Origin of the sequence: Brevibacterium sp. ZH18, from assembly GCF_022748595.1 — a bacterium.
Classification (GTDB): domain Bacteria; phylum Actinomycetota; class Actinomycetes; order Actinomycetales; family Brevibacteriaceae; genus Brevibacterium.
On sequence record NZ_JALDSX010000054.1, the window covers coordinates 1 to 25,296 of the forward strand.

General features: G+C 64.1%; 26 protein-coding genes and 1 pseudogene. 13 read left to right on the top strand and 14 right to left on the bottom strand.

Annotated features, from left to right (window positions below; translation table 11 throughout):
* Positions 1 to 181 precede the first annotated feature (181 nt).
* The 11 genes and pseudogenes from MPN20_RS14965 to MPN20_RS15015 form a co-directional block, all read right to left on the bottom strand.
* Positions 182 to 970 carry an amino acid ABC transporter ATP-binding protein gene (locus MPN20_RS14965; protein WP_278189959.1) on the bottom strand — a complete coding sequence of 263 codons (789 nt, stop codon included), beginning with the start codon at positions 968 to 970 and terminating at the stop codon, positions 182 to 184.
* Complete coding sequence (locus MPN20_RS14970; protein ID WP_242783458.1) at positions 967 to 1,761, bottom strand: amino acid ABC transporter permease; 795 nt, start codon at positions 1,759 to 1,761, stop codon at positions 967 to 969. Before MPN20_RS14970 ends, MPN20_RS14965 begins: the two co-directional genes overlap by 4 nt.
* A 228-nt stretch (positions 1,762 to 1,989) precedes the next feature.
* Positions 1,990 to 2,787 (bottom strand): transporter substrate-binding domain-containing protein, encoded by a 798-nt coding sequence (locus MPN20_RS14975; protein WP_242783413.1) that lies wholly within the window; start codon positions 2,785 to 2,787, stop codon positions 1,990 to 1,992.
* Between the two features lie 334 nt (positions 2,788 to 3,121).
* A complete protein-coding gene (locus MPN20_RS14980; protein WP_242783415.1) occupies positions 3,122 to 4,564 on the bottom strand; it encodes an MFS transporter in 1,443 nt (480 codons plus the stop codon).
* 236 nt (positions 4,565 to 4,800) lie between these two features.
* The gene (locus tag MPN20_RS14985) at positions 4,801 to 6,003 is read right to left on the bottom strand and encodes an MFS transporter (protein ID WP_242783417.1); all 1,203 of its coding nucleotides are present in this window, start codon (positions 6,001 to 6,003) and stop codon (positions 4,801 to 4,803) included.
* Between the two features lie 254 nt (positions 6,004 to 6,257).
* Positions 6,258 to 6,671, bottom strand: coding sequence for a 4-carboxymuconolactone decarboxylase (gene pcaC, locus MPN20_RS14990; protein ID WP_242783459.1), 414 nt, complete (start codon positions 6,669 to 6,671; stop codon positions 6,258 to 6,260).
* A gap of 105 nt (positions 6,672 to 6,776) precedes the next feature.
* Positions 6,777 to 7,589 (bottom strand): annotated as a pseudogene (locus MPN20_RS14995) (alpha/beta hydrolase); the annotation flags it as partial.
* Between the two features lie 13 nt (positions 7,590 to 7,602).
* Positions 7,603 to 9,000 (bottom strand): lyase family protein, encoded by a 1,398-nt coding sequence (locus MPN20_RS15000; protein ID WP_242783419.1) that lies wholly within the window; start codon positions 8,998 to 9,000, stop codon positions 7,603 to 7,605.
* A 53-nt stretch (positions 9,001 to 9,053) separates the two neighbouring features.
* Complete coding sequence (gene pcaG / locus MPN20_RS15005; RefSeq protein ID WP_242783421.1) at positions 9,054 to 9,638, bottom strand: protocatechuate 3,4-dioxygenase subunit alpha; 585 nt, start codon at positions 9,636 to 9,638, stop codon at positions 9,054 to 9,056.
* A complete protein-coding gene (gene pcaH, locus MPN20_RS15010) occupies positions 9,631 to 10,431 on the bottom strand; it encodes a protocatechuate 3,4-dioxygenase subunit beta (RefSeq protein ID WP_242783423.1) in 801 nt (266 codons plus the stop codon). Before pcaH ends, pcaG begins: the two co-directional genes overlap by 8 nt.
* 61 nt (positions 10,432 to 10,492) lie before the next feature.
* Entirely contained in the window at positions 10,493 to 11,677 is a 1,185-nt protein-coding gene (locus MPN20_RS15015) for a 4-hydroxybenzoate 3-monooxygenase (protein ID WP_242783425.1), read from the bottom strand.
* A 263-nt stretch (positions 11,678 to 11,940) separates the two neighbouring features.
* On the opposite strand from MPN20_RS15015, the gene MPN20_RS15020 reads away from it, so the two are divergent.
* The gene (locus tag MPN20_RS15020; protein ID WP_242783428.1) at positions 11,941 to 12,996 is read left to right on the top strand and encodes a YeeE/YedE family protein; all 1,056 of its coding nucleotides are present in this window, start codon (positions 11,941 to 11,943) and stop codon (positions 12,994 to 12,996) included.
* The gene (locus MPN20_RS15025; RefSeq protein WP_101598479.1) at positions 12,993 to 13,217 is read left to right on the top strand and encodes a sulfurtransferase TusA family protein; all 225 of its coding nucleotides are present in this window, start codon (positions 12,993 to 12,995) and stop codon (positions 13,215 to 13,217) included. Before MPN20_RS15020 ends, MPN20_RS15025 begins: the two co-directional genes overlap by 4 nt.
* Before the next feature lie 99 nt (positions 13,218 to 13,316).
* Here the strand turns inward: MPN20_RS15025 and MPN20_RS15030 are convergent, their stop codons facing one another.
* Positions 13,317 to 14,255 carry a class II glutamine amidotransferase gene (locus MPN20_RS15030; protein ID WP_242783430.1) on the bottom strand — a complete coding sequence of 313 codons (939 nt, stop codon included), beginning with the start codon at positions 14,253 to 14,255 and terminating at the stop codon, positions 13,317 to 13,319.
* A gap of 166 nt (positions 14,256 to 14,421) precedes the next feature.
* On the opposite strand from MPN20_RS15030, the gene MPN20_RS15035 reads away from it, so the two are divergent.
* On the top strand, positions 14,422 to 14,955 hold the full coding sequence (locus MPN20_RS15035) for an O-acetyl-ADP-ribose deacetylase (protein ID WP_242783432.1): 534 nt from the start codon (positions 14,422 to 14,424) through the stop codon (positions 14,953 to 14,955).
* A gap of 95 nt (positions 14,956 to 15,050) precedes the next feature.
* On the opposite strand, the gene MPN20_RS15040 is transcribed toward MPN20_RS15035, so the two are convergent.
* Positions 15,051 to 15,302, bottom strand: coding sequence for a hypothetical protein (locus tag MPN20_RS15040; RefSeq protein WP_242783434.1), 252 nt, complete (start codon positions 15,300 to 15,302; stop codon positions 15,051 to 15,053).
* Between the two features lie 240 nt (positions 15,303 to 15,542).
* On the opposite strand from MPN20_RS15040, the gene MPN20_RS15045 reads away from it, so the two are divergent.
* The 6 genes from MPN20_RS15045 (at position 15,543) to MPN20_RS15070 (ending at position 18,635) form a co-directional block, all read left to right on the top strand.
* Complete coding sequence (locus MPN20_RS15045; protein WP_242783436.1) at positions 15,543 to 15,842, top strand: hypothetical protein; 300 nt, start codon at positions 15,543 to 15,545, stop codon at positions 15,840 to 15,842.
* A gap of 85 nt (positions 15,843 to 15,927) precedes the next feature.
* A complete protein-coding gene (locus MPN20_RS15050; protein WP_242783438.1) occupies positions 15,928 to 16,470 on the top strand; it encodes a thiamine pyrophosphate-binding protein in 543 nt (180 codons plus the stop codon).
* A 1-nt stretch (position 16,471) separates the two neighbouring features.
* Positions 16,472 to 17,062, top strand: coding sequence for a thiamine pyrophosphate-dependent enzyme (locus tag MPN20_RS15055; RefSeq protein ID WP_242783440.1), 591 nt, complete (start codon positions 16,472 to 16,474; stop codon positions 17,060 to 17,062).
* A gap of 241 nt (positions 17,063 to 17,303) precedes the next feature.
* On the top strand, positions 17,304 to 17,912 hold the full coding sequence (locus MPN20_RS15060; RefSeq protein ID WP_242783442.1) for a dihydrofolate reductase family protein: 609 nt from the start codon (positions 17,304 to 17,306) through the stop codon (positions 17,910 to 17,912).
* A 76-nt stretch (positions 17,913 to 17,988) separates the two neighbouring features.
* Positions 17,989 to 18,252 (top strand): DUF2277 domain-containing protein, encoded by a 264-nt coding sequence (locus MPN20_RS15065; protein WP_242783444.1) that lies wholly within the window; start codon positions 17,989 to 17,991, stop codon positions 18,250 to 18,252.
* Positions 18,249 to 18,635 (top strand): DUF1304 domain-containing protein, encoded by a 387-nt coding sequence (locus MPN20_RS15070; protein WP_242783446.1) that lies wholly within the window; start codon positions 18,249 to 18,251, stop codon positions 18,633 to 18,635. The genes MPN20_RS15065 and MPN20_RS15070 overlap by 4 nt, the downstream gene beginning before the upstream one ends.
* Positions 18,636 to 18,641: 6 nt before the next feature.
* Here the strand turns inward: MPN20_RS15070 and MPN20_RS15075 are convergent, their stop codons facing one another.
* On the bottom strand, positions 18,642 to 19,415 hold the full coding sequence (locus tag MPN20_RS15075) for an IclR family transcriptional regulator (protein WP_242783448.1): 774 nt from the start codon (positions 19,413 to 19,415) through the stop codon (positions 18,642 to 18,644).
* Positions 19,416 to 19,567: 152 nt separating this feature from the next.
* On the opposite strand from MPN20_RS15075, the gene mdlC reads away from it, so the two are divergent.
* The 4 genes from mdlC (at position 19,568) to MPN20_RS15095 (ending at position 25,258) form a co-directional block, all read left to right on the top strand.
* Positions 19,568 to 21,211: a benzoylformate decarboxylase gene (gene mdlC, locus MPN20_RS15080; protein WP_242783450.1), complete on the top strand. Its 1,644-nt coding sequence runs from the start codon at positions 19,568 to 19,570 to the stop codon at positions 21,209 to 21,211.
* Positions 21,212 to 21,222: 11 nt separating this feature from the next.
* Positions 21,223 to 22,686: a benzaldehyde dehydrogenase gene (locus MPN20_RS15085; protein ID WP_242783452.1), complete on the top strand. Its 1,464-nt coding sequence runs from the start codon at positions 21,223 to 21,225 to the stop codon at positions 22,684 to 22,686.
* Between the two features lie 65 nt (positions 22,687 to 22,751).
* On the top strand, positions 22,752 to 24,029 hold the full coding sequence (locus MPN20_RS15090; protein ID WP_242783454.1) for an aromatic acid/H+ symport family MFS transporter: 1,278 nt from the start codon (positions 22,752 to 22,754) through the stop codon (positions 24,027 to 24,029).
* A 53-nt stretch (positions 24,030 to 24,082) separates the two neighbouring features.
* The gene (locus tag MPN20_RS15095) at positions 24,083 to 25,258 is read left to right on the top strand and encodes a PrpF domain-containing protein (RefSeq protein WP_242783456.1); all 1,176 of its coding nucleotides are present in this window, start codon (positions 24,083 to 24,085) and stop codon (positions 25,256 to 25,258) included.
* Positions 25,259 to 25,296 lie beyond the last annotated feature (38 nt).

Here is a 25,296-nt window from a genome sequence, read left to right on the forward strand (position 1 = left end):
CCACTTGTCATCGAGCGGACCAGTTATAGCTGGTGCTTTCGATGACAAGTGGTCCGCTGACTGCTGACTGCTGGCTGCTGGCTGCTGGCCGCTGGGCCCTCGGCCCCCGGCGGCCCTGGCCGCTGGGCGGTTGCGCGGCCAGGTGGGCTCCGCGGATTGTCTCGCGGGGGACGCTTCGCCCCTATCCCAGCTGGCCAGGATTGAGCACGCGGGAGAGGAAGTCCTTGGTCCGCTGCTCCTGTGGGTTGCCGATGACCTCCCTGGCCGGGCCGGACTCAACGACGTACCCGCCGTCCATGAACAGCACGCGGTCAGCGACCTGCCGGGCGAACTCCATCTCGTGGGTGACGACGACCATCGTCATTCCCGCCTCGGCGAGGTTGCGCATGACCTGGAGGACATCGCCGACGGTCTCGGGGTCGAGCGCCGAGGTGGGCTCGTCGAAGAGCATCACGTCGGGGTCCATGCTCAGGGCCCGAGCAATCGCCACGCGTTGCTGCTGACCACCGGACAGCGACGAGGGCTTGGCATCGATCTTCTCGGACAGGCCGACCTTCTCGAGGTTCGCCTCGGCGACGGTGTTCGCTTCGGACTTCGAGCGCCCCAGCACCTTGGTCTGGGCGATGGTGAGATTCTCCCGGACGGTGAGGTGGCCGAAGAGATTGAAGGACTGGAAGACCATGCCGATCCGGGTGCGAGCGGCATCGATGTCGAGATCAAGGTCCGTCATATCCATGCCGTCGACGACGATCGAGCCGCCGGTCGGGGTCTCGAGCGTGTTGATGCAACGCAGCATCGTCGACTTGCCGGAGCCCGAGGGGCCGATGACGCAGACGACTTCACCCTTGTCGACGTCGAGGTTGATGTCGGTGAGGACCTGGTTCGAGCCGAAGCTCTTCTTGAGATTGCGGATCGCGATGATCGGGCTGGTGGTCGCCGCGTGCGAGGCTGTGGCTGTGTCGGTCATCATTTCACTCCTGAGTCGGCGGAGCCGTATTTGCGTTCGAGGACGCGTGAGAGATAGGACAGCGGGATCGTGATGATGAGATAGCAGAGGGCGATCACGATGAACGGGGTGAGGTTCGCGGTGTTCACGATCTCCGCCCGGCCGAGTGCTGCGAGCTCGCGTCCGTCGACCGAGGAGCCGAGGATGTAGGCCAGCGAGGAGTCCTTGGCGAGCAGGATGAGCTCGTTGGTCAGCGGCGGCAGGATGATCCGCATCGCTTGTGGGAGGACGATCGTCATCATCGCTCGTGAGGAGGACATGCCCAGCGAGCGGGCCGCCTCGATCTGGCCCTTCGGCACGGCCTGGATGCCGGCACGAATCGTCTCCGCCATATAGGCCGAGGACACGAGGCCGAGGGCGATCATGATGATGATCAGCTGCGGCAGGTTGAATCCTTCGAAGGCCACCGGCAGACCGAAGCCCATGACGAGGAAGACGACGAGGGCGGGCAGCCCGCGGAAGAATTCGATGTAGATCGTCGCGAGCCACCGGTAGACGCCGACCGAGGACAGCCGCATGAGAGCGACGACCAATGCGATGACGAAGCCGAGGACGAAGCCGAGGAACGTGTAGATGACTGTGTTCTTCAGCGCCATCGTGATGACTTCGGGGAACATCCCCTTGGCGATATCGATGCGGCCGAAGGAGTCGATGAGCTTCGGCCAATCAGCGAACAGCGCGACGGCGATCGCGATGATGATGAGGATTGCGTACTGGATGCCGCGGGAGAGCTTAGCCTTCTGCCGTTTGCTCATCTTGGCTTTGGGAGTGGCTGTGGCGACGGGAGTCGGAGGGCCGGTCGGGCCGTCGTTTTCGGTCGTGGGTGTTGTAGACATATGTGAAGTCCTTCAACGGTGGTGGCGGATCCGGGTCGTGTCAGGCCCCGCCGCGGGCAGGTGAGGTGAGCGCAGAGGTGAGTGCCCAGGACAACGGGCGGCCAGCCCAGACTTGGAAGCCGAGGCCGACCGCCCGATCAGCGATGATCACTTGGGAGCGTCGCCGAACCACTTCTTGTAGATCTCGTCGTACTTGCCGTTGTCCTTGATCTCCTTGAGAGTGTCGTCGACGGCCTTCTTCATCTGGGTGTTGCCCTTTTTCATGCTGATGCCATAGTGCTCGTCGGTCTTGATGTCGAAGCCGATCGCGAAGCCTTTGTTCTCAGTGTTGTAGTTGTAGAGAACACCGTTGTCGTTGATGACGGCGTCGACCTGACCGGTCTTGAGCGCCTCGAGGGAGAGCGGGAGATCTTCGTATGTGATGACCTCGGAGTCCTTGAAATGCTCGGTCGCGTAGTCGAGTCCGGTGGTGCCGGCCTGTGCTCCGATCTTGAATCCCTTGAGCGCTTTCTCGTCCTTGGCCGTCTTGTCGCCCTTGGTCAGAATCGCCTGGTTGGCCGCGAAATACCCCTCGGAGAAGTCTGTGGCTTCCTGTCGCTCGGGAGTGATCGTCGTGGCCGCTGCCGCGACATCGCACTTCTTCTGGTTGAATTCCGCACCCGAGGTGATCGTCTCGAATGAGGTGTTGATGATCTCCTGCTCTACACCGAGCTTCTTCGCCACAGCATCGACTATGTCGACGTCGAAGCCTACGACCTTGCCGTCCTTCTCGAACTGGAACGGCTGGTAGGACAGGTGGGTGCAGGTCGTCAGCTTGCCCTCTTTGACGAGGGGGACACCGCCTTCGCCGGTCGCTCCGGGTTCGGACCCGCCACCGCCGCCGCAGGCGGACAGGGCGAGCATGGCGCCGACGGCCACGGTGGCCAGACTCAGGCGTCGTTTCATGTTTCCTCCAGGGATGTCGGTGACATCGATGTCACGTCAACGGATGTCGCTCGAGCGTCAAAGTCTGAGCAACTCTTGAGAGGAATCGTACCGTGCCCTGAGTCACACTTGCGCGTGGCAGGGCCTCGCCGAGGTGGTCGTTGCCGAATCGTAGTGTTGAGTCCCGCTGCGGTGGCCGAGGCGATGGTTGGGTGCAGAGGTGGTGTCGTGCACGAAAAAGGTGGCCACGGTCCCGCAGGCAGTGCACGTTGAGTCGTGCTCTCCGCAGGGTCCGTGACCACCGATCCGGTTGTTGCGTCGGTGCTGAGCGACGGCTGTGGTCGCCGGCGCGCACTCAGGCCAGTTCGGCCTCCATGTCCATGTTCGAGGTGTCCTTCGCCAGGATCAGGGCGATGAGCGTGAGGACCGCTGCACCGACGATGTAGAGACCGCAGTGGAAGATCGTTCCGCCCTCGTTCTGCCACAGCGCGACCATGGCGAACGGGGCAGGACCGGCGCCGATGACGCTGGACATGTTGTAGGACACTGCCGATCCCGTGTAGCGGACGTTCGCGGGGAACAGTTCCGGGAGGTAGGCGGCCATCGGTCCGAAGGTCAGCCCCATGAGGATGAAGCCGATGATGAGAGCGATGATGACGCCGGCAGTGCCGGCATTGAACAGAGCGTTGACGGCGAAGCCGTAGCCGGCGATGAGGATCGTGACGCCGATGAGCATCTTCCGGCGGCCCAGCTTTTCGGCCAGTGGTCCGGAGACCACGGTGAAGATGCCGAAGAATACGACGCCGATGATGAGGTAGGTGAGGAACTCGCTCTTCTCATAGCCCAGCCCCGCGACGAACCCAGCGGGGTCGAAGGGCTTTCCGGCAGCCTCGGCGGCGGTCTGCGCCTGTTCCGTGGTGGCGGGCGAGGTGCCGTAGGTGAGTGTGAACGCGGTCATGAAGTAGAAGATCACGTAGGTCGCGAACATGATGAAGGTGCCCAGGATCAGCGGCTTCCAGCTTGACTTGAACACGCGGCCGATCGGAGCCTTGGAGATCTGCTGCTTCTGCGCGACCAGCTGGAATGCCGGGGTCTCCATGAGGGACATGCGGACGTAGAGGCCGACGGCGACGAGCAGTGCCGAGAGCAGGAACGGGATGCGCCAGCCCCAGGCGAGGAACGCCTCGGGGGAGACCCACTTGTTGAGTCCGACGAAGAGCAGGTTGGCGATGATGAAGCCGACCGGTGCGCCCAGCTGCGGGAAGGTTCCCCAGATGGCACGTTTGCCCTTCGGCGCGTTCTCGGTCGCGAGCAGTGCCGCTCCCGACCATTCGCCGCCGAGGCCGACGCCCTGACAGAAGCGCAGGAGCACGAGGAGCAGCGGGGCCAGGACGATCCAGCCCGGTGTCGTCGCGGTTGGCAGGAGGCCGATGAGGAAGGTACCGATGCCCATGATGAGCAGGGACGCGATGAGCGTCTTCTTGCGTCCGACGCGGTCGCCGAAGTGGCCGAAGATGATCGAGCCCAGAGGGCGGGCGACGAAGGCGACGCCGAAGACAGCGAACGAGCTCAGCAGCTGGGTCGTCGAGGTCTGATTGGGGAAGAACAGGGCGGGGAACACCAGCGACGAGGCGGTCGCGTAGGCGTAGAAATCGAAGAATTCGATCGTGGTCCCGACCATCGAGGCCGTGAGGACCTTGCCTCGGGTGTTGTTTTTCCGGGTCGCCGCGATGACATCGGAATCGGACTCCGGGCCCGGCTGTGCGCTCGGGTTGCCGGACTGTGTATCGGTGGACATGTTCTGGTGTGCTCCGCTGTTGATGAGTGACGAAGGCACGGGCGGGTGGTGCTCGTGTCAGAGGAAAGTCGCGGTTCGGCAGGCGAATCGCGACTGTCAGACACTACCGCCGTATCACTGACCGCGCGGGAGCGGTTTCGTCCACTGAGATTACTTGAAGGCCCAAGTATTTCAAGTCACATCACGCCGGGGGCCCGGCTGTCACACCGCTGCCGAGGTCGGGGTGAGGGCCGGTCTCAGACCTCGACGGTCGAGCGGTTCGTGGTGCCGCCTCGGCGCAGTGCGATTGCGATGATGAGGACGATGAGTCCGAGCAGGCACAGGCCGACGCCCACCCACGCCGGGGCGCGGTAGCCCATGCCGGCGGTGATGACGATGCCGCCGAGCCAGGCGCCGAGTGCGTTGGCGAGGTTGAACGCGGCGTGATTCATGGCCGCCGACAGGCTCGGGGCGTCGTGGGAGTCGCGCAGCAGGCGCATCTGCAGAGCGGTCGTGATCATCGAGCCGGCGATGCCGATGAGGAAAAGCGCGATGAGGGCGACGGCTGCGATGTGCGTGAAGGCACCGAATGCGGAGAGCACGATGGCGGAGAGGATCATGCCGCCGATGCCGGATCGCTCGATGGACTTGTCGACGAGAGGTCCTGCGATGAGGGAGCCGGCGGTCATGCCGAGGCCGTAGACGGCCAGGACCCAGGGGATCGCGGTCTCGGGCACGCCGGCGACGTCAGTCATGGTCGGGGTGATGTAGGTGTAGACGGCGAACATGCCGCCGAAGCCGACGGAACCCGCGAGGAGAGTGAGGACGATCTGCGGTCGTGCCAGTGCCTTCATCTCGCCGCGGGCCGAAGGGGCTGAACCGAGCTTCACGCGGGGCACGGCGATGGCAACCATGATGACTGTGAGGATGCCGAGTCCAGCGACGAGGGCGTAGGCACTGCGCCAGCCGAGCATGTTGCCCAGTGCTGTGGCGATGGGGACGCCGACGATGTTCGCGATCGTCAGCCCGAGCATGACCCGTGACATGGCTCGTCCGCGACGGTTCGGGGGTACGAGGGACGAGGCGACGATCGCGCCGATGCCCAGGTAGGCGCCGTGGGGCAGACCGCTGGCGAAGCGGGCAATATTGAACAGGGTCGCGTCGGGAGCGAGCATCGAAGCGAAGTTGCCGAGGGCGAAGAGTCCCATGAGGCCCAGCAGCAGGTTCTTGCGATCCATGTGCGCGGCGATCGTGGTGATCAGCGGGGCGCCCACCACAACGCCGATCGCGTAGAACGACACGGCGTGTCCGGCCTGCGGCACGGTGATGCCGAGTTCGCGCGCGATGTGGGGCAGAAGCCCCATGGTGGCGAACTCGGTCACGCCGATCGCGAATGCGCCGATCGCGAGGGCGAAGACAGCGAATTTGTAGACTCGGCGTGGCACCGGAGCGTCGCTCATGGAGTCCCTTCGGACGAAGTTGGTGGTTCGAACAGTCGCGGCGCCCGAAGTCGAAGACGCGACTGGGCAATTCACCGCAACCGAACAAGCCTATTGCCCATCGCAGCCCACCGACAGCCCTGCTGACGCAATGTGACGATTCGAACACGGCGCCCGCGCTGTGCTCGCGCGTGCCCAACGGAAACGACTATGGCCGCGACTGGGTCCGCCAGTGGCAGTCCCGGTCGCGGCCATAGCCGGCGTGTATGGCGGCTCTACTCTTCTTCGTCGAGTTCGGCCAGTGCCTGTGACGCCACCGAGAAGGCGGTGTTCGCGCTGGGCACCGAGCAGTAGATGGCCGACTGCAGCAGGACTTCCTTGATCTCGTCGCGGCTGAGCCCGTTGCGCACAGCTGCCTTGACGTGCATCGCGAGTTCGGCCTCGTGGCCGCCGGCGATCATCGCAGTCAGTGTGATCGCCGAGCGCATCCGCCTCTCCAGGCCCGGACGAGTCCAGATCTCACCCCAGGCATAACGGGTGATGAGGTCCTGGAAGTCAGCCGTGAAATCATCGACCTTCGCATTTGCACGGTCGACGTGGGCGTCGGAGAGGACCTGCCGGCGCACTGTCATCCCGGCCTCGCGAACCTCGTCTCGACTCGCTTCGCGTGGGCCCGAGGCCGTGGGCAGATCCGCCGAGGCGGCCGCTGAGTCCTGGTCGACAGCTGAGGTCTGTCCGCCGGTGGGGCGTCCGTCGAAGAAGTCGTGGAGGAGACCTGCGGCAACTGCGGGAGCCTCGGCCGGCACGAGGTGTGCGGCGCCTTCGATGACCTCGAGCAGAGCGCCGGAGACGCCATTGGCGATCTCGGCGAGCTTCGTCGGGGGAGTCGGTGCATCCTGCGAACCGGCGACGGCGAGCAGCGGCAGAGTGATCTCAGCCAGGCGGTCGCGCACGTCGAAGGTTGCCAGGGCATGGCAGAGAGCGGCGTAGGAGAACCGGTCTGCATCCTGCAGGGAGTGGAGGAGTGCTGCCGAGGTTTCGGGTTCGCGGTCCATGAAGCCTTCGCCGAACCAGCGCTGGGCCGAACCGATGACCTGCGTGGGCGTGCCGGAGGTCGCGACGACCTCTGCGCGCTCTTCCCAGCCAGCAGCCTCGCCGATCTTGGCGCCCGTGCAGAACACGGCGATCCGGTTGAATCGATCGGCACGATCGAGGGCGAGCTGCAGGGAGATCGCACCGCCGATCGAGTCACCGGCGAGTTCGACCTTGGCCGCGCCCGCCTCGGCGGACCCGATCAGATCCGGAAGGACACGGTCGATGGTGGCCAGGACCGCCTCGGCGAGGTCGCTCATCGACAGCTTCGGAACCTCGGGCGTGCCTGCGGGGGCGTTCTGGCCTACCGGGGCCGAGCGGCCGTGGCCGGGCAGATCGATGCCCACGACCGTGGTGTCCGGGGACAGGCGGCCCAACTCGGCAGCGGCCGACTGCCACAGTGCGGATGCCGAGGTGCCCAGCGAGGGAAGCACGAAGAGGATATGGGAAGCGCTCGCCGAAGCGGGATCGGCGGCGGCATTCGGGGCGGTGAGTACGGTTGCGGTGAGATCCACGTCAGTCTCTTTCTCAGTCGATGGTGGGGAAGCCCGAGGTTGTCGGGTCGTTGTCGTTGATGGTGGCCAAGATGGTCGCGCGGATGTCCTCAGCCTCGCCGAGGTAGTTCTCCGGGGAGAAATATCCGGAAACGTCATGGACGTCGCCGCCGGCCGAGTCCCCGGCATCGTCGAGGGCAGAAGCGAGCTCGGCCACGGGGTCGGCTCCCGGCGCGACGATGGCCTTCAGCTGGTCCTTCGTCAGACGGTCGCCGAAGGCGATGTTGAGGCGTTCGCTGTAGATTCCGGGGCTTGCCGCATCGAGGTTGCGACGCATCGCATCCGGGTTCACACGCAGTCCGGTGATCAAGTCGTCGAGGATGATCAGAGAGGACACGGACAAGGTCATGAGGTCGGACAGGGCCGGCCATTCGGCATGCCATGCGCCGTCCGATCGTTCCTCGACCGCTTCGGCCGCGGCGGTGGTGAGCGTCGACAGCGCCCCGGGCACGCGCATTCCGTTGCGGTGGAGCAGGACCGCCGAGGTGGGGTTGGATTTGTGTGGCATCGCCGAGGATCCGCCGGTTGACGCCAGGGACAGTTCGGCGACTTCGGGGCGGACCCCGATGAGGACATCGCGGGCGATCGAGGCGCCCACGGTCACACACTGCGCCAGGTGGGAGCCCCAGGTGAGGATGCGCACGCGGTCGGTGTGCCAGGGGACGGGCACATGGGTGATGGCCGCGTCAGGGCCGCGCAGCTGCACATGGAACTCGCGCAGCAGCGACTCCGTCTGGTCGCCGGCGAACTCTCGGATCGCGGCGCGGGTGCCTGCGGCCCCGCCGACCTGGACGTAGTCGATGAAGGGGGAGAGGGTCTTGACCTCGTTGACTTCGGCGGCCCAGGCAGCGGCTTTGAGGCCGAAGGTCGTCGGCAGTGCCGGCTGGGTGAGTGTGCGTGCCAGGCACAGGGTCGAGGCGTGGGCATTCGAGAGGTCGACGAGGGACTGGCAGATGACCTCGAGGCGGGCGTGCATCTGGCCGACGACACGGGCCACGAGCACACCTAGCGCCGAATCCATGACGTCCTGGCTGGTCAGACCCCGATGGAGGGCCCGAGACGACTCCGGGCCGAGGCGTTTGCGAACAGCTGCAAGGAACGGGATGACCGGGTTGCCCCCGGCCTCGGCGTTCTCACCGAGGGCCTCGAGTTCAGCAGGGTCACCGGACACCGCCCAGGTGGTTGAATCGATGGCTGCGGCGACCTCGGCTCGGACTTCGGAGGAGATGAGCCCCACGCGGGCTTGGGCCGCGACCCATGCGGACTCGATGTCGCCGATGGCCGACACGAGTGCGACATCGTCGATGGCCTCGGCGCCGCGCAGATCGCCGGGGGCGAACAGGAAGCGCGTATGGGGAACCGTGTCGGTCATGAAAATGTCCTCAATCGTGTCGTCGCGGCTGGCGTCTCAATTCTGAGGACGTCTCAGTCTTCGTGGCCGGGGAAGCGGAGGAATGGAGTTTCGTCCTCACCCTGCAACCGTATGTCGAAACGCAGCGATCCGTCAGCCTCACGGGTGGCGATGAGTCGATTGCGCTCGTCTTCATCGAGGGAGGAGAGGAGCGGATCGGCGGCCAGAGCCTCGGTGTCTTCGGGCAGGTAGACCCGGGTGAAGAGGCGGTTGAGGAGACCCCGCGCGAAGATGACGACGCTGATGAACGGAGCCTTGCCCGCCTCGGTGGCGCCGGGGTTGACCGTCGAGAAGGTGAAGCGTCCCTCGGGGTCGACGGCGTTGCGACCGAAGCCGGTGAAGGTGAAGCCGTCACGGCGCAGCGAACCGTTCGCCCGCGGAACAATGCCGTTCTCGTCGGCCTGCCAGATCTCGAGGATCGCATCGGGGACGACAGCGCCGGCACCGTCATAGACGATGCCGTGCAGCTGGACGGCGCCGGCCTTCGCCGGTGGGACGAGCTCGTTGTCGTGATCGAACGGCATGGCGTAGCCGTAGAACGGTCCGACGGTCTGGCCGGGAGTCGGGGTGAGATCAGGTGTGGCAGTGGTGTCAGGCATCGTCATCTTCTTCCATCCAGGTCCGGTTCGCTCCGGTGAGCACGATGTCCCAGTTGTAGCCCATGAGGAACTCGTGTTCGGTGATGTTGTGGTCGTAGGTCGCGACGAGGCGGTCGCGCGCCTTCTGGTCAGTGATCGACTGGTAGATCGGATCGAGCGCGAACAGCGGATCACTGGGAAAGTACATCTGGGTGATCATGCGCTGGGTGAACTCGGAGCCGAAGAGCGAGAAGTGGATGTGGGCGGGCCGCCACGCGTTGTGGTGGTTCTTCCACGGGTACGGCCCCGGCTTGATCGTCGTGAACGAGTACGAACCGTCGTCGCCGGTCAGGGTGCGTCCGACACCGGTGAAGTTCGGGTCGATCGGAGCTGGATGCTGGTCGCGCTTGTGGATGTAGCGGCCGGCCGAGTTGGCCTGCCAGATCTCAACGAGCTGGTTGCGCACGGGGCGGCCGTTGCCGTCGAGGACGCGGCCGGTGACGCGGATGCGCTCGCCGATCGGTTCACCGCCGGACTGGACGGTGAGGTCGGATTCCAGGTTGCCGATGTCGCGGTGGCCGAAGGCGGGGGAGAAGAGCTCGATGGTCTCCGGGTCCGTGTGCCGCAGGTCCTTCGTCGGGTGCCGCAGCAGCGACGACCGGTAGGGAGGGTAGTTCAGGCGCGGCTGAGTTTCGGCAGGTTTGCCTGCGGCGACTGCGTTCTTGTGTTCGGTCTCGATCGTCTCGATCTCGGCAGACAGTGTCTGCTGTGACTCGGCCGCATCGTCCGGGCCGGAGAGTTTCTGTGCTCCCATGTCGAACCTTTCTTCTTGGTGCTGCAAATTCAGTGACTTGAGGAAAATCGTGCTGAAGGATTCAGCCGTTGGGCCATCCCGTGTAGCACTCGGCGAGGTAGCGCCTGCCGTGCTCGGAATCAAGGATGGAATTGAGTTCGCCGAGGCTGCGCTTCGTCTCGAACGCATCCTGGCTGGGATCGGTGTGGAGCATCCTGGTCATCTGGTAGGAGAAGTTCTGGGCCTTCCACACGCGCTTCGTCGCGGTCTGCGAATACCCTGCAAGCGCCTCGGCGCCGGTGCCCTGCAGTGCGGAGATGAGCGCCGGAGCGAGCACGGACACGTCGGCGAAGGCAAGGTTGAGGCCCTTGGCTCCGGTTGGCGGAACCGTGTGTGCGCTGTCGCCGGCGAGGAACAGCGAACCGTGCTGCATCGGCTCGGTCACGGCAGAGCGGAAGGGCAGGACGGTCTTGTCGATGATCGGACCGGTCTTGAGCACGAAGCCGTCGGGTCCGTCGACGCGGGCCTGGAGCTCGGCCCAGATCTGCTCGTCCGTCCAGACGTCGACGTCGGTGTCGGGGGAGGTCTGGAAGTACATGCGCTGGATGTCAGAACTGCGCTGGGAGATGAGGGCGAAGCCGCGTTCGGAGCGGGAGTAGATGAGGACCTCGTGGCTCGGCGGAGCCTCGCAGAGGATGCCGAACCAGGCGAAGGGGTATTCGTGGAAGAACCGCTGTTTGGTGTCGGCCGGGATCATCGCCCGGCAGGGGCCGCGGGAGCCGTCGGCGCCGACGATGTAGCGGGCGTTGATCTGCAGGTCTTCGCCCTCGGCGGTCGTGGCGTTGACCCAGGGCCGTTCGGATTCGATATCGCCGAGGTGGGTGTCCGTGACGGAGAAATATGTCGGCCGGCCAGTGCGGGCTCGGGCGGCGGCGAGGTCGACGAAGATTTCGTTCTGCGGGTAGAGCCAGACGGAGTCGCCGATGAGGTCGGGGAAGTGGAAGGAGTGGCTGGTGCCGTTGACGCGAATGTCGATGCCGTCGTGGCGGTGGCCCTCGGTGTGCACGCGGGATTCGACTCCGGCCGACTCGAGCATGCGCACAGAACCAGCTTCGAGGATTCCGGCTCGGTGGGTGTGGGCGATCTCGTCATGGCTGCGATTGTCGATGACGACCGAGTCGATCCCCGCATTGTGGAGCAGATGGGCGAGCATGAGCCCTGCTGGTCCTGCGCCGACGATCGCCACGTCGGTCTGAAATTCTGGCACCTGGGCCTCCTTGCCTTGTTCGTCCTTCCAGTGTGCGCCCGGTCACTGACACAAGGCGAGACAGTTATCAATGAATGGGAAAAAGTAGATTCACCATTGCGCAGTCCTCCTTGACGAATCCTTGATTGTTGAGCAAAATGGAAGGCTGTTGTGATTCGTGAACTGCGGTCGCGTACTTTTCGGCAGATTGCCGCAGACTTTAGCTCAACACATGCCAACCCATCCGCATGGCAGTCATCTGCCTGCCAGCAGAAAGCAGCTCAATGATCATCACCGGACTGATCGTCGGACTGGTCCTCGGATTCGTCCTCCAGAGAGGGCGGTTCTGTGTCACCGGAGCCTTCCGCGATCTCACGCTGACCGGGAACACCAGGTGGTTCTCGGCGCTCATCCTGCTCATCGCGGTCCACTCGATCGGGCTATTCCTCCTCAATGCTTTGGGGGTCATCACTCTTGAGGCTTCGCCGTTCCCATGGCTGGCCTCGATCGTCGGAGGCCTCATCTTCGGCTTCGCCATGGTGCTCGCCGGGGGATGCGCGACCGGCACCTATTATCGAGCAGGCGAAGGGCTCGTCGGCAGCTGGTTCGCGTTGATCTTCTATGCGCTGGTCTCGTCGGTGATGAAGAACGGACCGCTCGCCTCGTTCACCGAGGGCATGCGTTCGATCACGTTGGAGAAGGGCACCCTCCAGGCTTCGACAGGTTTGAGCCCGTGGGTATTCGTCGTCGTCATCTCTGCGGTGGCCATCGTTGTCACGGTCCGCCACAACAAGAAGACTGACGCCCCGGTCGCGACCCTGCCGCCGCTGAAGAAGGGCCTGGCGCACATCCTCACGGAGAAACGCTGGAACCCGTTCGTGACCGCCGTTGTCATCGGCGTCATCGCCACGATCGCCTGGCCTCTTTCTGCTGCGACGGGTCGCAACAACGGGCTGGGGATCACGACGCCCTCGGCGAACCTGACGAGCTACCTCGCGACCGGAGACGCGTCACTGGTCGACTGGGGCGTCATGCTCGTCATCGGCATCCTCGTCGGTTCGTTCATCGCGGCCAAGGCATCGGGTGAGTTCCGGATCCGCATTCCGGACTCGTCCACCGTGGTCAAGTCCATCCTCGGCGGCGTCGGTATGGGCGTCGGCGCGGCGATTGCCGGTGGGTGCACCGTCGGCAACGCGATGGTCTCGACCGCGCAGTTCGAATATCAGGGCTGGGTTGCGACCTTCTTCATGATCGTCGGCGCCGGAGTCGCGGCGAAGTTCACCATCAAGTCGGGAGCGCGGACAGGTGCCGCGCAGCCCGCAGAAAGCAGGAGTGTATGAAGCAGGTATTAGAGACAAATGGTCTGGTGTGCCCGTTCCCTCTGGTCGAAGCCAAAGATGCGATCGGTGGAATGGACAACGGCGATGAGCTCGTCATCAACTTCGACTGCACCCAGGCCACCGAGGCGATTCCTCAGTGGGCGGCGGAGAACGGCTATCCCGTGACTCACTTCGATCGCACCGGCGACGCGAGCTGGACGATCACCGTGCAGAAGGCCTGACTGGCCGGACTGATTTCCTTGAAGGCCTGAGCTTCACGTCTGAGCTTCCCTTCTGTGGCATCCAATGACCATGTCGAGAATCAGTTCCTAACGCAACCCTTAGAGCCCCACCACAGTCTCCGCTTCATCCGCCAGGGTCAGGCGCATCGCCGTGTTCTGCTCAATGAGTCTCCAGCCCTTATGGTCAAGGCCCGAGGACGACACGATCATCGCACCGTCGTCGAAGCGCTGCCAGCTCATTCGGTAGTAGTGGTCCTTGTGATCGCGTGGAAGCTCGCCGCCGGTGCCGGAAGTGTCGAAGTTCTTATACGGAATCGGTGTTCCCGCCGTCGCATGGACGACGATCATCTCCTCAGCATTGAGGACGAGCAGGTTGATCCCCGGATGGTCGAAATCGGACCGCAGCATCCGAACGGTGGCGATGGTGGCGTCGAACAGACTCTCGCCCTGACCCACGCGTCGCAGAATGAGGGCGAACAGGATTGCGGTGTCCGTGGTCCCGCCGATGCGCTCGGCCTCGGCACTCGTAACGTATTCGCGTAGGCGTTCTATCGGATGGATGGACCCGTTGTGCGCCAGTGCGATGTTGTCGGCGAGGAATGGGTGCGAATTCTCGGTGAGGTCGACAGCTCCGTGCGTGGCCATGCGCAAGTGAGTGATCCGCGCGACCGTCGGTCGGACGGTGAGTACTTCCTTGAGATGCGGGTCATCGGCTCCTTCATGCGGGGTGCGATATCTTTCAAGACGTCCTCCCCGAGACACAGTGTCCTGCACGTCGGGACCGGTGTCGAAGGTGCCCGAGGTGGTTCCCTGCGGGCGGGCCGATTCGGCTGAATCGGATTCCGGCCGGATCCACGCGGTGCCCCAGCCGTCGGCATGGAGTCGGCCCAAGTTCTGCCACTGCCGACATTCCTCGGCACCGATGAGATCCGCCGCGCTCGCCGGAGTGGGAGAGATATAGCCGAGAAGTCTGCACATGGTGCGTCGATTCCTTCCGCGGAAGACCGTCTGCCTCGCCGAGGCGGCTGTGGCCTTCATCGTACGTCCGGCTCTCCGTAAGAACCTCGAGTCAATCATCATGTGCTGTCTTATGAACACTTATACGGTTAAGTGTTAATAAGGAGCACCGGTGCATACACATACGACTAGCAGCCCAGTCTCGTAGCCCCTGTCGCAGTTGTCCCCGGCTCACTAGACTCGAATCATGAAGATCACGGTACTCGAAGGAGACATCACCGAGGCTTCCGTAGACGCTATCGTCAATGCCGCCAACTCAAGTCTGCTGGGCGGAGGCGGCGTCGATGGAGCAATCCATCAGGCAGCTGGACCCGACCTGCTCGAAGCCTGCCGCGAGATCCGCCGAACCAGCTACCCGCGCGGACTACCTGCAGGTCAGGCAGTCGCAACATCGGCCGGCATGCTCAAGGCCACGTGGGTCATCCATACGGTCGGACCCAACCGTCATCAGGGTGAGGCCGATCCTGAGGTGCTCGAATCCTGCTTCGAATCGAGCCTCAACGTGGCCGAGGAGCTCGGAGCCGCCTCGGTGGCCTTTCCCGCCATCGGGGGAGGGGTCTATGGCTGGTCGGCCCGGGACGTCGCCGAGGCGGCCCACTCCGTCATCATCGACGGCCGTTCACGCGGGCGCTGGGAATCGATCGGCGAGGTTCAGTTCGTCCTCTTCAACGACTTGATGACCAGCGTCTTCTGTCAGGTCTTCGACCACGACCAGTGGTGAGTCTGACAGTTCTTCGTCCCAGCCCTCGACGGGAACGTGTTCACCATCGTTGTGCCCGTAGATGAGGTCGCGCTGACTCACGCTCTCGCGCTGACTCAGGCTCTCACGCGGTGGGCGCTCGCCGCGATCTTCGCCGTCACTGCGGCGATGCCGCAACCTGCGGCGATGAGCAGCGGCACCCCGGAGAGGATCCCCTCGACGACGAGTTCCGGGCCGGTCTGGAGGATCGGACCCACCACCTTGATGAAAAGGAATCCGAGGATGCCGATGAAGAGGAAGAGGGCTGCGGTCTTACCCAGTCGAATCGGCAGGCTCTTCTGGCCCTCATTGACATTGTGTGGGTTCATCATCGATCACCTTCGACATCGTCAGCAGTCCAAACTGCTTGGGCCGTGATTCGAGGCTACTCCCCGAACCAGAGCCTGTTCTGGGTGAACGAGGGACGTTCGGTGGGAGTCGGCTGTCGTGTGTGGTGTTCGCCCTCTTCGGCGGCCCGATGACGAGCGTGTTCTGTCGGGTCTTCGACCACTGTCAATGGTGAGAACTGCGATCACGCTGTAACCATGGGTGCACAATACGAAGAGACGATGACTATCCCTTTCGCCGTCGCCGACGTCTGGCGACGAGCCATCGACGTGATCAACCAGCAGCCGGGCCTTGCTGGAGTTCATACACAGCCCGGGCTGCTGAGCGCTTCGGTTAACACGAACTGGCGCAGCTGGGGAGAGAAGATCGCCGTCCACGTCGATGAGGCGCCGGGCGGAACAATCGTGCGCATCCGAAGCCAGTGCGCATTTCCCCTCCAGCTCTTCGACTGGGGCAAGAACAAGGCAAACGTGTCGCGGATCAGGTCGGGTCTTGAGCCGCCGAACAAGGCCCGGGCGTGACGCGATTCTTCGTCCGCGACCCCGACGGCAACATCATCAACGTCACCGCGCACAGAGTCACCGAAGACAGAGAATGAGGAAACCCGTGACAACGAAGTCATATACGCAGGCTGTCGCCGATGGGATCTGGGGCGCGGGTGCCGATCTCATCGGCTACGTTCCCTCGGTCACCATCGCCCCGGTCGTCGATCATTTGGTGACTGCCGACGGTGGGACCGCTGGAATCTCAGAGCGAGTGAAGCCGCTCTCCCGCGAGGAAGAAGCCGTCGGCGTCCTCGGAGCCCTGCCGCTGGCGGGGAAATTCGGGGCCGTCGTCATGCAGGACAACGGCTTCGGCAACAGCCTCACCGCACTGACGACGTTTTCGCTGTCCTACCACCTGCCGCTGCTCATCTTCGCCAACACTCGTGGCGGCCCGGGGGAGTACAACTCGATGATCCACTCGATCAGCCAGCCGATGCCCGCCATTCTGCGCACTGCCGGGCTGCAGGTACTCGAACTCGACCGCCGATCCTCGGCTGACGACTGGGAACAGACCATCGCCGAGGCGGGTGTCCACGCCCGCATGACCTACCGCCCGGTCGTCGTCCTCGGTTCCTTCTGGAACACCGATGGGAAGGTGGCCTGAGGTGAAGCGCATCGAAGCACTCCAAGTCCTCAACGAGCTGACAGCCGAGTTACCGGTCGTCGTGACATGTGCCGCGACCAGCCGTGAACTGGCCTCCGTGGAGAACCGGGACAACCATTTCTACGTCCTCGACTCAATGGGTCTCGTCGGCTCCATCACCACAGGACTTGCCTTGGCCGCCAAGGACTCGGACCTGCCCAAAGTCATCGGGCTCGAGGGCGACGGGTCTCTGCTGATGAACCCGAATGTGCTGCCGACCGGAGGCTTCCTCGGCGCCGACAAGCTTCTCCTCGTCCTCCTCGACAACCAGGTCTACGGATCGACCGCAGGCCTGCCGACCTACTCCTCACACATCGACCTCGGTGCGATGGCTGAGGCGACGGGCTGGACCGTTGGCCGGGCCGAGGATGAAGTGCACCTGCGCACTGAATTCGACCGCCTGCTCGCAACGACCGGATTGACGCTGCTGCACCTGAGCATCGAGGCAGGCAACGCTGCCGATGTTCCCAAGCTCCTCGTCGATCCGGTCGTCTTGGCCCACCGTTTCCAGTCATGGCTGACAGCGAGAATCGCCGACAACCCAGCCAGTTGAACGATCACAACGCCGTGTAGTCGCCGTCGATGAGGTAGTAGGCGCCGGTGACGTTGATGTCGATGACCTTGCCCCAGGACTCGAGGTCAGTCTCGCCTACTGGCAGCTGCTTGCCGCCGATGCCGGTGCCTTCACCTGGTAAAACGGTGCGATCGAGAATGATATTCCGTCTCGTCGGTCACGCTGTGAGGCGAATGCTTGTCGTGTATTTGTCAGCGGTGATTGAATGGAGGAGAAGTGATTGTCGAACGCAATCACTCTTGCTCAAGGGGGAGCGATGGGCAAAGTCACGTGGGGTTTCACAAGTTCGCTCGACGGGTTCATCACCGGGCCGAATCGCGACATGTCGTGGATGTCCGGGCTCGGCTCACTGGCTGTGGGCACGGTCGAGGAGCTTGCATCGAAAGTCGCCGTCATCATCTCCGGCCGCCGCGGCTATGACGCTGCCAAGGCCCAGGCTGACGAACGTGACGAACTGACCTCCGAGGCGTACGGCGGGGCCTGGGAAGGCACAGAGTTCATCCTCACGCACCGACCCGAGGAACTGGCAGGCGACTCGGCCGTCACTGCCTTGAACTGCTCCATCGCCGAGGCGGTCGATCGTGCCCAGCTCATCGCCGGTGATCGAGACATCCAGATCATCAGTGCCGATATCGGCCGACAGGCCCTCGAGGTCGGTCTCATCGACGAGATGCAGATGTTCGTCGCGCCCATCTTCCTCGGCGATGGAACACGTGTCTTCGACGTTCCCGGCGGCAGGCGTGTCTATTGGGAGCTTGTCGAGACCGATGCAGCCAACGAAAGCGCCTGGTTTCGCAGGTTTCGTCCGAAACACGCACAGTCGAACTGATCTGAAGGGAAGATCCGTCCGCGTCAGTGACGGTGAGTTACTGTTCCGCGTCAGTGCCGCGGCGTACCGTTGGGGCATGTGCAGAAACATACGAACTCTCCATAACTTCGAACCCGCGGCCACCGGCGACGAAGTCCATGCGGCAGCACTGCAGTACGTGCGGAAGATCGCCGGTACGACGAAGCCCTCCCAGACCAATCAGCCTGCCTTCGACACCGCTGTTGAGCAGATCGCCCATATCACCGGGCATCTCCTCGAGGACCTGGTGACGAACGCCCCGCCGAAGAACCGGGAAGTCGAAGCTGAGAAGCGACGAGCCAGATTCGCGGCTCGAGCATGACGATCCTCGGACTGGTGTTCGCCGGGCTCGCCGCAGCTCTCCACGTCTTCATCTTCTACATGGAATCCATCGCGTGGGCGAGCCCCCGGGCGATGGCGACCTTCGGGACGACCGAAGCCGACGTCGAAGTGACGAAGCCGCTGGCATTCAACCAAGGCTTCTACAATCTCTTCCTCGCGCTCGCGGTCGCCATCGGGATCATCGCCTACGTTGCAGGTGCACCGGTTGTCGGTCTCACGCTCGTCTTCACCGGAGCCGGATCGATGGCGGCCGCTGCCCTCGTTCTTGCACTCTCGAGCCCGAGTCTCATCGCCTCCGCGCTCAAGCAGGGCACGCTGCCGCTCCTCGGCGTGATCTGCCTGCTTATCGGGGTGATGATCTGAGACGCCTCAGTCCACGACGAATTTCCCCTGTGCCTCGAGATCCTTTGTGATCCCCGCGGAGGCCGTGCGCAGGGCCTGCATGATCGCCGGGGCCCCGACGTTGTGCTCGGAATCGACGACGACGCCGATGCCTGCGATCGTCAAGCCGCTGCTGTCGAAGACCGGGACCGCGATGCCCGTCGTGCCGTCGTCGATGTGACCGACGAGCTCGGCGTAGTGATAGGTCCGGATCGTCGACAGCATCCGCCGCAGCACGGTCGGATCCGTCGTCGTCTTCTCGGTGATCGACGCCAAGGGGCCCCGCAGATAGGCTTCGCGGACGTGCTTCGGCGCGTGCGCGAGCAGGACAAGCCCGCACGAAGACGCGTGCGCGGGCAGACGGCCCGCAGTCTTCGAGCGATGGACGACGGCTGTGGGCTTCGACATCCTCTCGATGATGAGGACCTCACGCTCACGCAGGATCCCCAGCTGAGTGTTCTCGCCGACGAAATCATGGACACGGGTCATATGCGGCCTGGCCACGGAGGCCAGATCGACGGCGTCCGAAGCGCGATTCGACAGCTCCCACATTCCCACGCCGATCCTGATCCGGCCGTTCGGATCGCGTTGGAGCAGATTGTGCCGCATCATGTCGTTGATCAACCGGTACGCCGTCGACTTCGGCAGGGCCGCGCGCTCCGAGAGTTCGTCGGTGCTCAGGCTCTGATGATCGGGGTCGAATGATCCGAGGACACGGACCAGCCGATCAATCATCGAGTCACCCGATCGAGAGTTCGCCATAGCCCGAATTCTAGCGACTCGCGGGCTATTTTCTCAATGAATGGCACTGCCATAGCGTGCTCGTGGTCCACGTCACTAGGGTGATGTGAAGCAAGGCACGATTCCGCCCTTGCCGTGCCCGAAAAGGCCGACTTCGAAGGAGCAGTACGTCAATGACGACAGTCTCGGTACGCCATGCCGTCCATGAACTCATGGCATTCCACGGAATGACCACGATGTTCGGCAATCCCGGCTCCAACGAATTGCCCTTCCTCAAAGACCTTCCCGCCCGGTACATCCTCGGGCTGCATGAGGCCACCGTCGTCGCCATGGCCGACGGCTACTCGCAGATCACCGATCGCCCCACCCTCATCAATCTCCACGCCGCATCAGGCACAAGCAACGGACTCGGAGCGCTGACGAACTCGGTGATCTCTCGCTCGAAGCTCGTCATCACCGCAGGCCAACAGGTCCGCGACATGGTCGGGCCCGAAGTCATGCTCGCCAACGTGCAGGCCTCCAAGCTTGCTGAACCGCTCGTCCATCAATCGCTCGAACCGTTGAGTGCCGCCGACGTCCCCCGTGCCTTCTCCCAATCGGTGTTCGCCTCCGAGCACGGTCCGGTCTACCTCTCGGTGCCTTACGACGACTGGGACGCCGAGGTTCCCGCGAGTCTCATCAACCAGCTCTCCCGCACCGTGTCCTCGGCACGGACCATCGATCCCAAAGTCGTCTCCGAACTGGCGGACAGGCTTCAGGCATCGACGAATCCGGTCCTCGTGCTCGGTCCCGACGTCGATGACGAGCGCGCCTGGCAGTCTTCGACCGCACTCGCCGAGGCACTCGACCTCCCAGTCTGGGCCGCTCCATCGCTCTCACGACTCCCATTTCCCAATCAGCATCCGAACTTCCGCGGAGTCCTGCCCGCTGGGATCGCCCCGATCGGTGAGATCCTCGGCGCGCACGACCTCGCGCTCGTCATCGGGGCGCCCGTCTTCCGCTACCACCAGTGGCAGCCCGGCGAATACCTGCCCGAGACCACTGAACTCATCCAAATCGGCGAGGACGCAGCCGCGGCTGCTCGCGCACCCTTCGGCGACGCACTGATCGCCGACCCCATTGAGGCGATCATCTCCCTGGCCGCGGAACTCGGCGCCACGGCACAGGGCAACCCCTCCCCAACGAACCCCTCCCCAGCGAACCCAGCCACACCGCCGGAGTACTCGCAGATCGAGCCCGCGGCCACCTCGGCGGTCGATGGAGTCCTCCACCCGGAGGAGGTCTTCGCGACCCTGCGCGAGACGATGCCCGCCGACACCAGGTTCGTCGTCGAATCGACGTCGACGAACGCGGCCTTCTGGGCGCAGATGGACCTGCGCCACCCCGGCTCCTACTTCTTCCCCGCCTCGGGCGGACTCGGCTGGGGACTGCCCGCCTCGATGGGTGTGGCCCTGGCCGACCCAGACCGTCCGGTCGTCGCGATCATCGGCGACGGCTCCGCCCACTACTCGATCTCCGCGCTGCGCACGGCCGTGGAGGAGAACATCCCGGTCATCATCATCCTGCTGCGCAACGGCACCTATGGGGCCCTTGACTGGTTCGCGGACATGCTCGGTGTCGATAAGGCGCCTGGCCTCGACCTCGGTGAGGTCGACTTCGTCTCCATCGCGACGGGCTACCAGATGACCGCCGCGCATGCCGAGACGACCACTGAGCTGCAGCAACTGATCACCGAGGCGGCTGACCGCGCCCGTGAACGCAGAACACCGACGTTCATCGAGGTCAACACCGAGAAGACCCGACCCGAGAAGAAGTAGAGGACACCGTCATGAGTGAGAACAGCATCCTAGGATCCGACTGGCACGGAAAGATCTTCACCGGCACGTGGACTGCCGGTGCCGGCGAGAGCTACGACGTCATCGAACCCGCCACGGGGGAGTCTCTTGGCTCTCTCGGTTCAGCGACGGCCGATGACGTCAATGCCGCCGCCGCCCGTGCCGCCGCCGCGCAGAAGCAGTGGGCGAAGACGACTCCTGCCGAGCGTGCTGCGGTCCTTCGCCGAGCCGGTGCCCTGTGGGCCGAGCACGCCGAGGAGATCTCGGACTGGATCATCCGCGAGTCCGGTGCGATTCCTGCCAAGGCCGGACTGGAAGTCAGCTCCGCCGAACAGATCTGCTTTGAATCCTCGGCCCTGCCCAGCCACCCCAAGGGGCAGGTGCTGACCTCGAATGAACCTCGCTGGTCGTTCTCGCGTCGCGTGCCCGCCGGCGTCGTCTCGGTCATCGCACCGTTCAACTTCCCGCTCATCCTCTCCATCCGCTCGGTCGCACCGGCGCTCGCGCTGGGCAACGCCGTCCTGCTCAAGCCGGACCCACGCACCGCGGTCTGCGGCGGCGTGAGCCTGGCGCGGATCTTCGCCGAGGCGGGACTTCCTGAGGGCCTGCTGCAGGTTCTGCCCGGCGGTCGCGATGCCGGTGAAGCCGTCGTCTCGGCACCCGAGGTCGCGGTCATCTCGTTCACCGGTTCAACCGCAGCCGGTCGCAAAGTCGGCGAATCCGCCGGTCGCCTCCTCAAACGCTGTCACCTGGAACTGGGTGGAAACAATGCCCTCGTCGTCCTGCCGGGAGCAGAGGTCGGCCCGGCCACCTCGGCGGGCGCTTTCGGGTCCTGGATGCACCAGGGCCAGATCTGCATGACCACCGGCCGCCACCTCGTCCATGACAGCATCTACGACGAATACGTCGAGAAGCTGGCCGAACGCGCGCGGAATCTGCCGGTCGGCAACCCCGCCACCGAGGAGGTCGCACTCGGGCCGATCATCGATGAGACCCAGCGGACCCGTGTGCGCGACATCATCGACAAGGCACAGGCCGACGGTGCACGTCTGGTCGCCGGGGGAGCGGGCGAAGGCGCATTCGTGCCCCCGACCGTACTCGCTGACCTCAGCCCCTCGAACCCCGCCTGGACGCAGGAGATCTTCGGACCCGTGGCACCTGTGGGACGATTCTCGACCCTGGAGGAAGCTGCCGAGCTCGTCAATGCCAGCGAGTACGGACTGTCGGTAGGCATCCTCGGCGATGTGGGCATGGCCATCGAACTGGCCGACCTCGTCGACTCGGGCAAGGTCCACATCAACGAACAGACGGTCTCCGATGAGGCGAACGTGCCCTTCGGCGGAACGAAGGACTCCGGCAACGGATCCCGTTTCGGTGGGGCAGAAGCCAACATCGAGGCCTTCACCGAGACCCAGTGGGTGACGATGCGCTCCCAGATCGCCCCCTACCCGTTCTGACCCACTGCCTTCTGACTTACTGCCTTCTGACCTTTTGACGACTTACTGACCGAGTGGAGACACCTATGTCCAATACTGCTGCTGCCCCGCCTTCCACCCACAGGGTGAGTGGTACGCGCTGGCCCGCGATCCTGTGCTGGCTGGCCGTTGCTCTTGAGGGCTTCGACCTCGTCGTCCTCGGGGCCGTGATCCCGGAACTTCTGGCCACCGGGGCGCTCGGGTTCACTCCGCAGGCCGCGACCCTCGTCGCCACCCTGAGCCTTGTCGGCGTGGGCCTTGGTGCCGCTGCCGTGGGACCCATCGCCGACCGTGTCGGACGCCGCTACACGATCATTGTCTGCGTTCTCGTCTTCAGCATCTTGACGGTGCTGGTGGCATTCTCTGTCAATGTCGCAATGTTCACGACCTTCCGGTTCATCGCCGGCCTGGCCTTGGGAGCCGTGATGCCCGGCTGCCTCGCCTACATCAGCGAGCACAACAAGTCAGGCAAGACCGGCAAGGCGACGACGCTGACGATGACCGGTTACCACGCCGGCGCCGTGGCGATCTCCCTGCTCGCAGTCTTCTACTCCCACAACTGGCACCTGCTCTTCATCGCCGGTGGTGTCGCCGGACTCGTCCTCGTCCCGCTGCTGTGGTGGAAGTTGCCGGAGTCCCAGGAATTCGTCGATGCTCAGGCCGCGAGGTCGCGTCCGGTCGAAGCCGCAGTTTCCACCGGAACCGAGGGCACGCCAGTTGCACCGAAGACCGGAATGGCCGGACTCTTCGTCGGACGGTTCAAGCTGGTCACGATCGGCGTTTGGGCTGCGAGCTTCATGGGTCTGCTGCTCGTCTATGGTCTCAACACCTGGCTGCCGAAGATCATGGCCGATGCAGGCTACGAGGTCTCCGATGCTCTCGTCATGCTCTTCGTCATGAACGTCGGGGCAGTCGTCGGCCTCATCATTGCCGGCTGGCTGGCAGACAAGCACGGCACCAAACCGATCGTGCTCATGTGGTTCATCCTCGCCGCCGTGTTCCTCGCGGCGCTGAGCATCCCGATGACCAGCCAGATCCTGCTCAACATCGCCGTGTTCATCACCGGTGTCTTCGTGTTCTCCGCCCAGGTCCTCGTCTACGCGTTCGTAGCCGCAATCTACCCGCCCACAGCACGCGGCACCGCGATCGGCATGGCCTCGGCAGTCGGTCGCATCGGCGCCATCGTCGGCCCCTTCATCACCGGCACACTGGTCACTGCCGGCATTGCCTACCCGTGGGGCTTCTACGTCTTCGCAGTCGTCGCTGTCCTCGGATTCGCCGCGATGGTGATCGTTCCGAAGACCGTGGACGTCGCCGGTCGGTGATGATCGATGTCGGTCGGTGCCTGTCGGTGAGCTTCACTCGCTAAGGTGAGACCATGACTCGATGGATCGACGCCGCCTTCGTCCGCGGGGGCACGAGCAAAGGACTCTACTTCCGTGCCGACGCATTGCCCGCGCTCGATACCGGGTCACTTCCCGAGGCTGAGACGGACACCTCGGGGTGGGACGAGATCTTCTGCTCAGCGATGGGCTCCCCGGATGCCTTCGGCCGTCAGCTCAACGGCATGGGCGGCGGGATCTCCTCACTGTCGAAGGTGATCGTCGTGGCCGCGTCGAAGCGCGAGGGCGTCGATCTCGAGTACACGTTCGGGCAGGTTGATGTCGCCGAGGCGGTTGTCGACTACTCCGGCAACTGCGGCAATCTGTCATCCGGTGTCGTGCCCTTCGCTCTGCTGACAGGCATCGTCTCGGCCGCCGACGGCTGGCACGTCTTCCGCCTGTTCAACACGAATACGTCCAAACTCGTGGACGTGGGCCTCACCGTCATCGGAGGTCAGGCCGCAGTCGAGGGAGGCGTCGAACTGCCGGGAGTCAGCGGCACAGGGGCACCGATCGAACTCATCTACCCCGATCCTGCAGGCAGTCGTACCTCCGGGCTGCTGCCGACGGGGAAGGCGAGTGAGTCGATCGATGTCGCTGGAGCCATGTTCGATGTCTCGATGGTCGATGCGACCTTGCCGGTCGTCATCGTGCCCGCCGCGGCGATCGGGCTCAACGGCGACGAGTCTCCGGAAGCCATCGACGCGAACCGTCCTACTACCCTGATGATCGAGGAACTGCGTCGCAAAGCGGCCGTGCGTATGGGACTCTGCGCGACTCCGGAGACGGCGCCGCAGGTCGTGCCGAAAGTCGCGATCGTCACCTCCCAGACACCGACGAGGCTGCTCGACGGGTCTACTTTGCCCGGTGCGGAATCAGACGTCGTGGTGCGCATGATCTCGATGGGGCAGACCCACAAGGCCGTTCCGGGTACGGGCGCGATGTGTTTGGCCGCGGCAGCACTCATTCCCGGCACTATTATCAACCGCATCATCGCCCGGTCTGACCATTCCACGACGGGGCCGGAGATTCGGCTGGGCACACCATCCGGTGTCGTCACAGCCGCTGCGGTCTGGGACGAGGAGCAATCGACGGTGACGGCCACGTCGCTGTTTCGCACCGCGAGGGTCCTCATGCGCGGCCAGGCAGCCGTCGAGGTCGCCAACGACTGAGAGCAACGACTGAGAGCAACGACTGAGAGGGAGAAGTC

What these genes read in the sequence shown, in the direction of transcription:
- MPN20_RS14965 (WP_278189959.1), bottom strand. Translation starts at nt 970, where the DNA reads ATGATGACCGACACAGCCACAGCCTCGCACGCGGCGACCACCAGCCCG.
- MPN20_RS14970 (WP_242783458.1), bottom strand. Translation starts at nt 1,761, where the DNA reads ATGAGCAAACGGCAGAAGGCTAAGCTCTCCCGCGGCATCCAGTACGCA.
- MPN20_RS14975 (WP_242783413.1), bottom strand. Translation starts at nt 2,787, where the DNA reads ATGAAACGACGCCTGAGTCTGGCCACCGTGGCCGTCGGCGCCATGCTC.
- MPN20_RS14980 (WP_242783415.1), bottom strand. Translation starts at nt 4,564, where the DNA reads ATGTCCACCGATACACAGTCCGGCAACCCGAGCGCACAGCCGGGCCCG.
- MPN20_RS14985 (WP_242783417.1), bottom strand. Translation starts at nt 6,003, where the DNA reads ATGAGCGACGCTCCGGTGCCACGCCGAGTCTACAAATTCGCTGTCTTC.
- MPN20_RS15000 (WP_242783419.1), bottom strand. Translation starts at nt 9,000, where the DNA reads ATGACCGACACGGTTCCCCATACGCGCTTCCTGTTCGCCCCCGGCGAT.
- pcaG (WP_242783421.1), bottom strand. Translation starts at nt 9,638, where the DNA reads ATGCCTGACACCACTGCCACACCTGATCTCACCCCGACTCCCGGCCAG.
- pcaH (WP_242783423.1), bottom strand. Translation starts at nt 10,431, where the DNA reads ATGGGAGCACAGAAACTCTCCGGCCCGGACGATGCGGCCGAGTCACAG.
- MPN20_RS15020 (WP_242783428.1), top strand. Translation starts at nt 11,941, where the DNA reads ATGATCATCACCGGACTGATCGTCGGACTGGTCCTCGGATTCGTCCTC.
- MPN20_RS15025 (WP_101598479.1), top strand. Translation starts at nt 12,993, where the DNA reads ATGAAGCAGGTATTAGAGACAAATGGTCTGGTGTGCCCGTTCCCTCTG.
- MPN20_RS15030 (WP_242783430.1), bottom strand. Translation starts at nt 14,255, where the DNA reads ATGAAGGCCACAGCCGCCTCGGCGAGGCAGACGGTCTTCCGCGGAAGG.
- MPN20_RS15035 (WP_242783432.1), top strand. Translation starts at nt 14,422, where the DNA reads ATGAAGATCACGGTACTCGAAGGAGACATCACCGAGGCTTCCGTAGAC.
- MPN20_RS15040 (WP_242783434.1), bottom strand. Translation starts at nt 15,302, where the DNA reads ATGAACCCACACAATGTCAATGAGGGCCAGAAGAGCCTGCCGATTCGA.
- MPN20_RS15045 (WP_242783436.1), top strand. Translation starts at nt 15,543, where the DNA reads ATGACTATCCCTTTCGCCGTCGCCGACGTCTGGCGACGAGCCATCGAC.
- MPN20_RS15065 (WP_242783444.1), top strand. Translation starts at nt 17,989, where the DNA reads ATGTGCAGAAACATACGAACTCTCCATAACTTCGAACCCGCGGCCACC.
- MPN20_RS15070 (WP_242783446.1), top strand. Translation starts at nt 18,249, where the DNA reads ATGACGATCCTCGGACTGGTGTTCGCCGGGCTCGCCGCAGCTCTCCAC.
- MPN20_RS15075 (WP_242783448.1), bottom strand. Translation starts at nt 19,415, where the DNA reads ATGGCGAACTCTCGATCGGGTGACTCGATGATTGATCGGCTGGTCCGT.
- mdlC (WP_242783450.1), top strand. Translation starts at nt 19,568, where the DNA reads ATGACGACAGTCTCGGTACGCCATGCCGTCCATGAACTCATGGCATTC.
- MPN20_RS15085 (WP_242783452.1), top strand. Translation starts at nt 21,223, where the DNA reads ATGAGTGAGAACAGCATCCTAGGATCCGACTGGCACGGAAAGATCTTC.
- MPN20_RS15090 (WP_242783454.1), top strand. Translation starts at nt 22,752, where the DNA reads ATGTCCAATACTGCTGCTGCCCCGCCTTCCACCCACAGGGTGAGTGGT.
- MPN20_RS15095 (WP_242783456.1), top strand. Translation starts at nt 24,083, where the DNA reads ATGACTCGATGGATCGACGCCGCCTTCGTCCGCGGGGGCACGAGCAAA.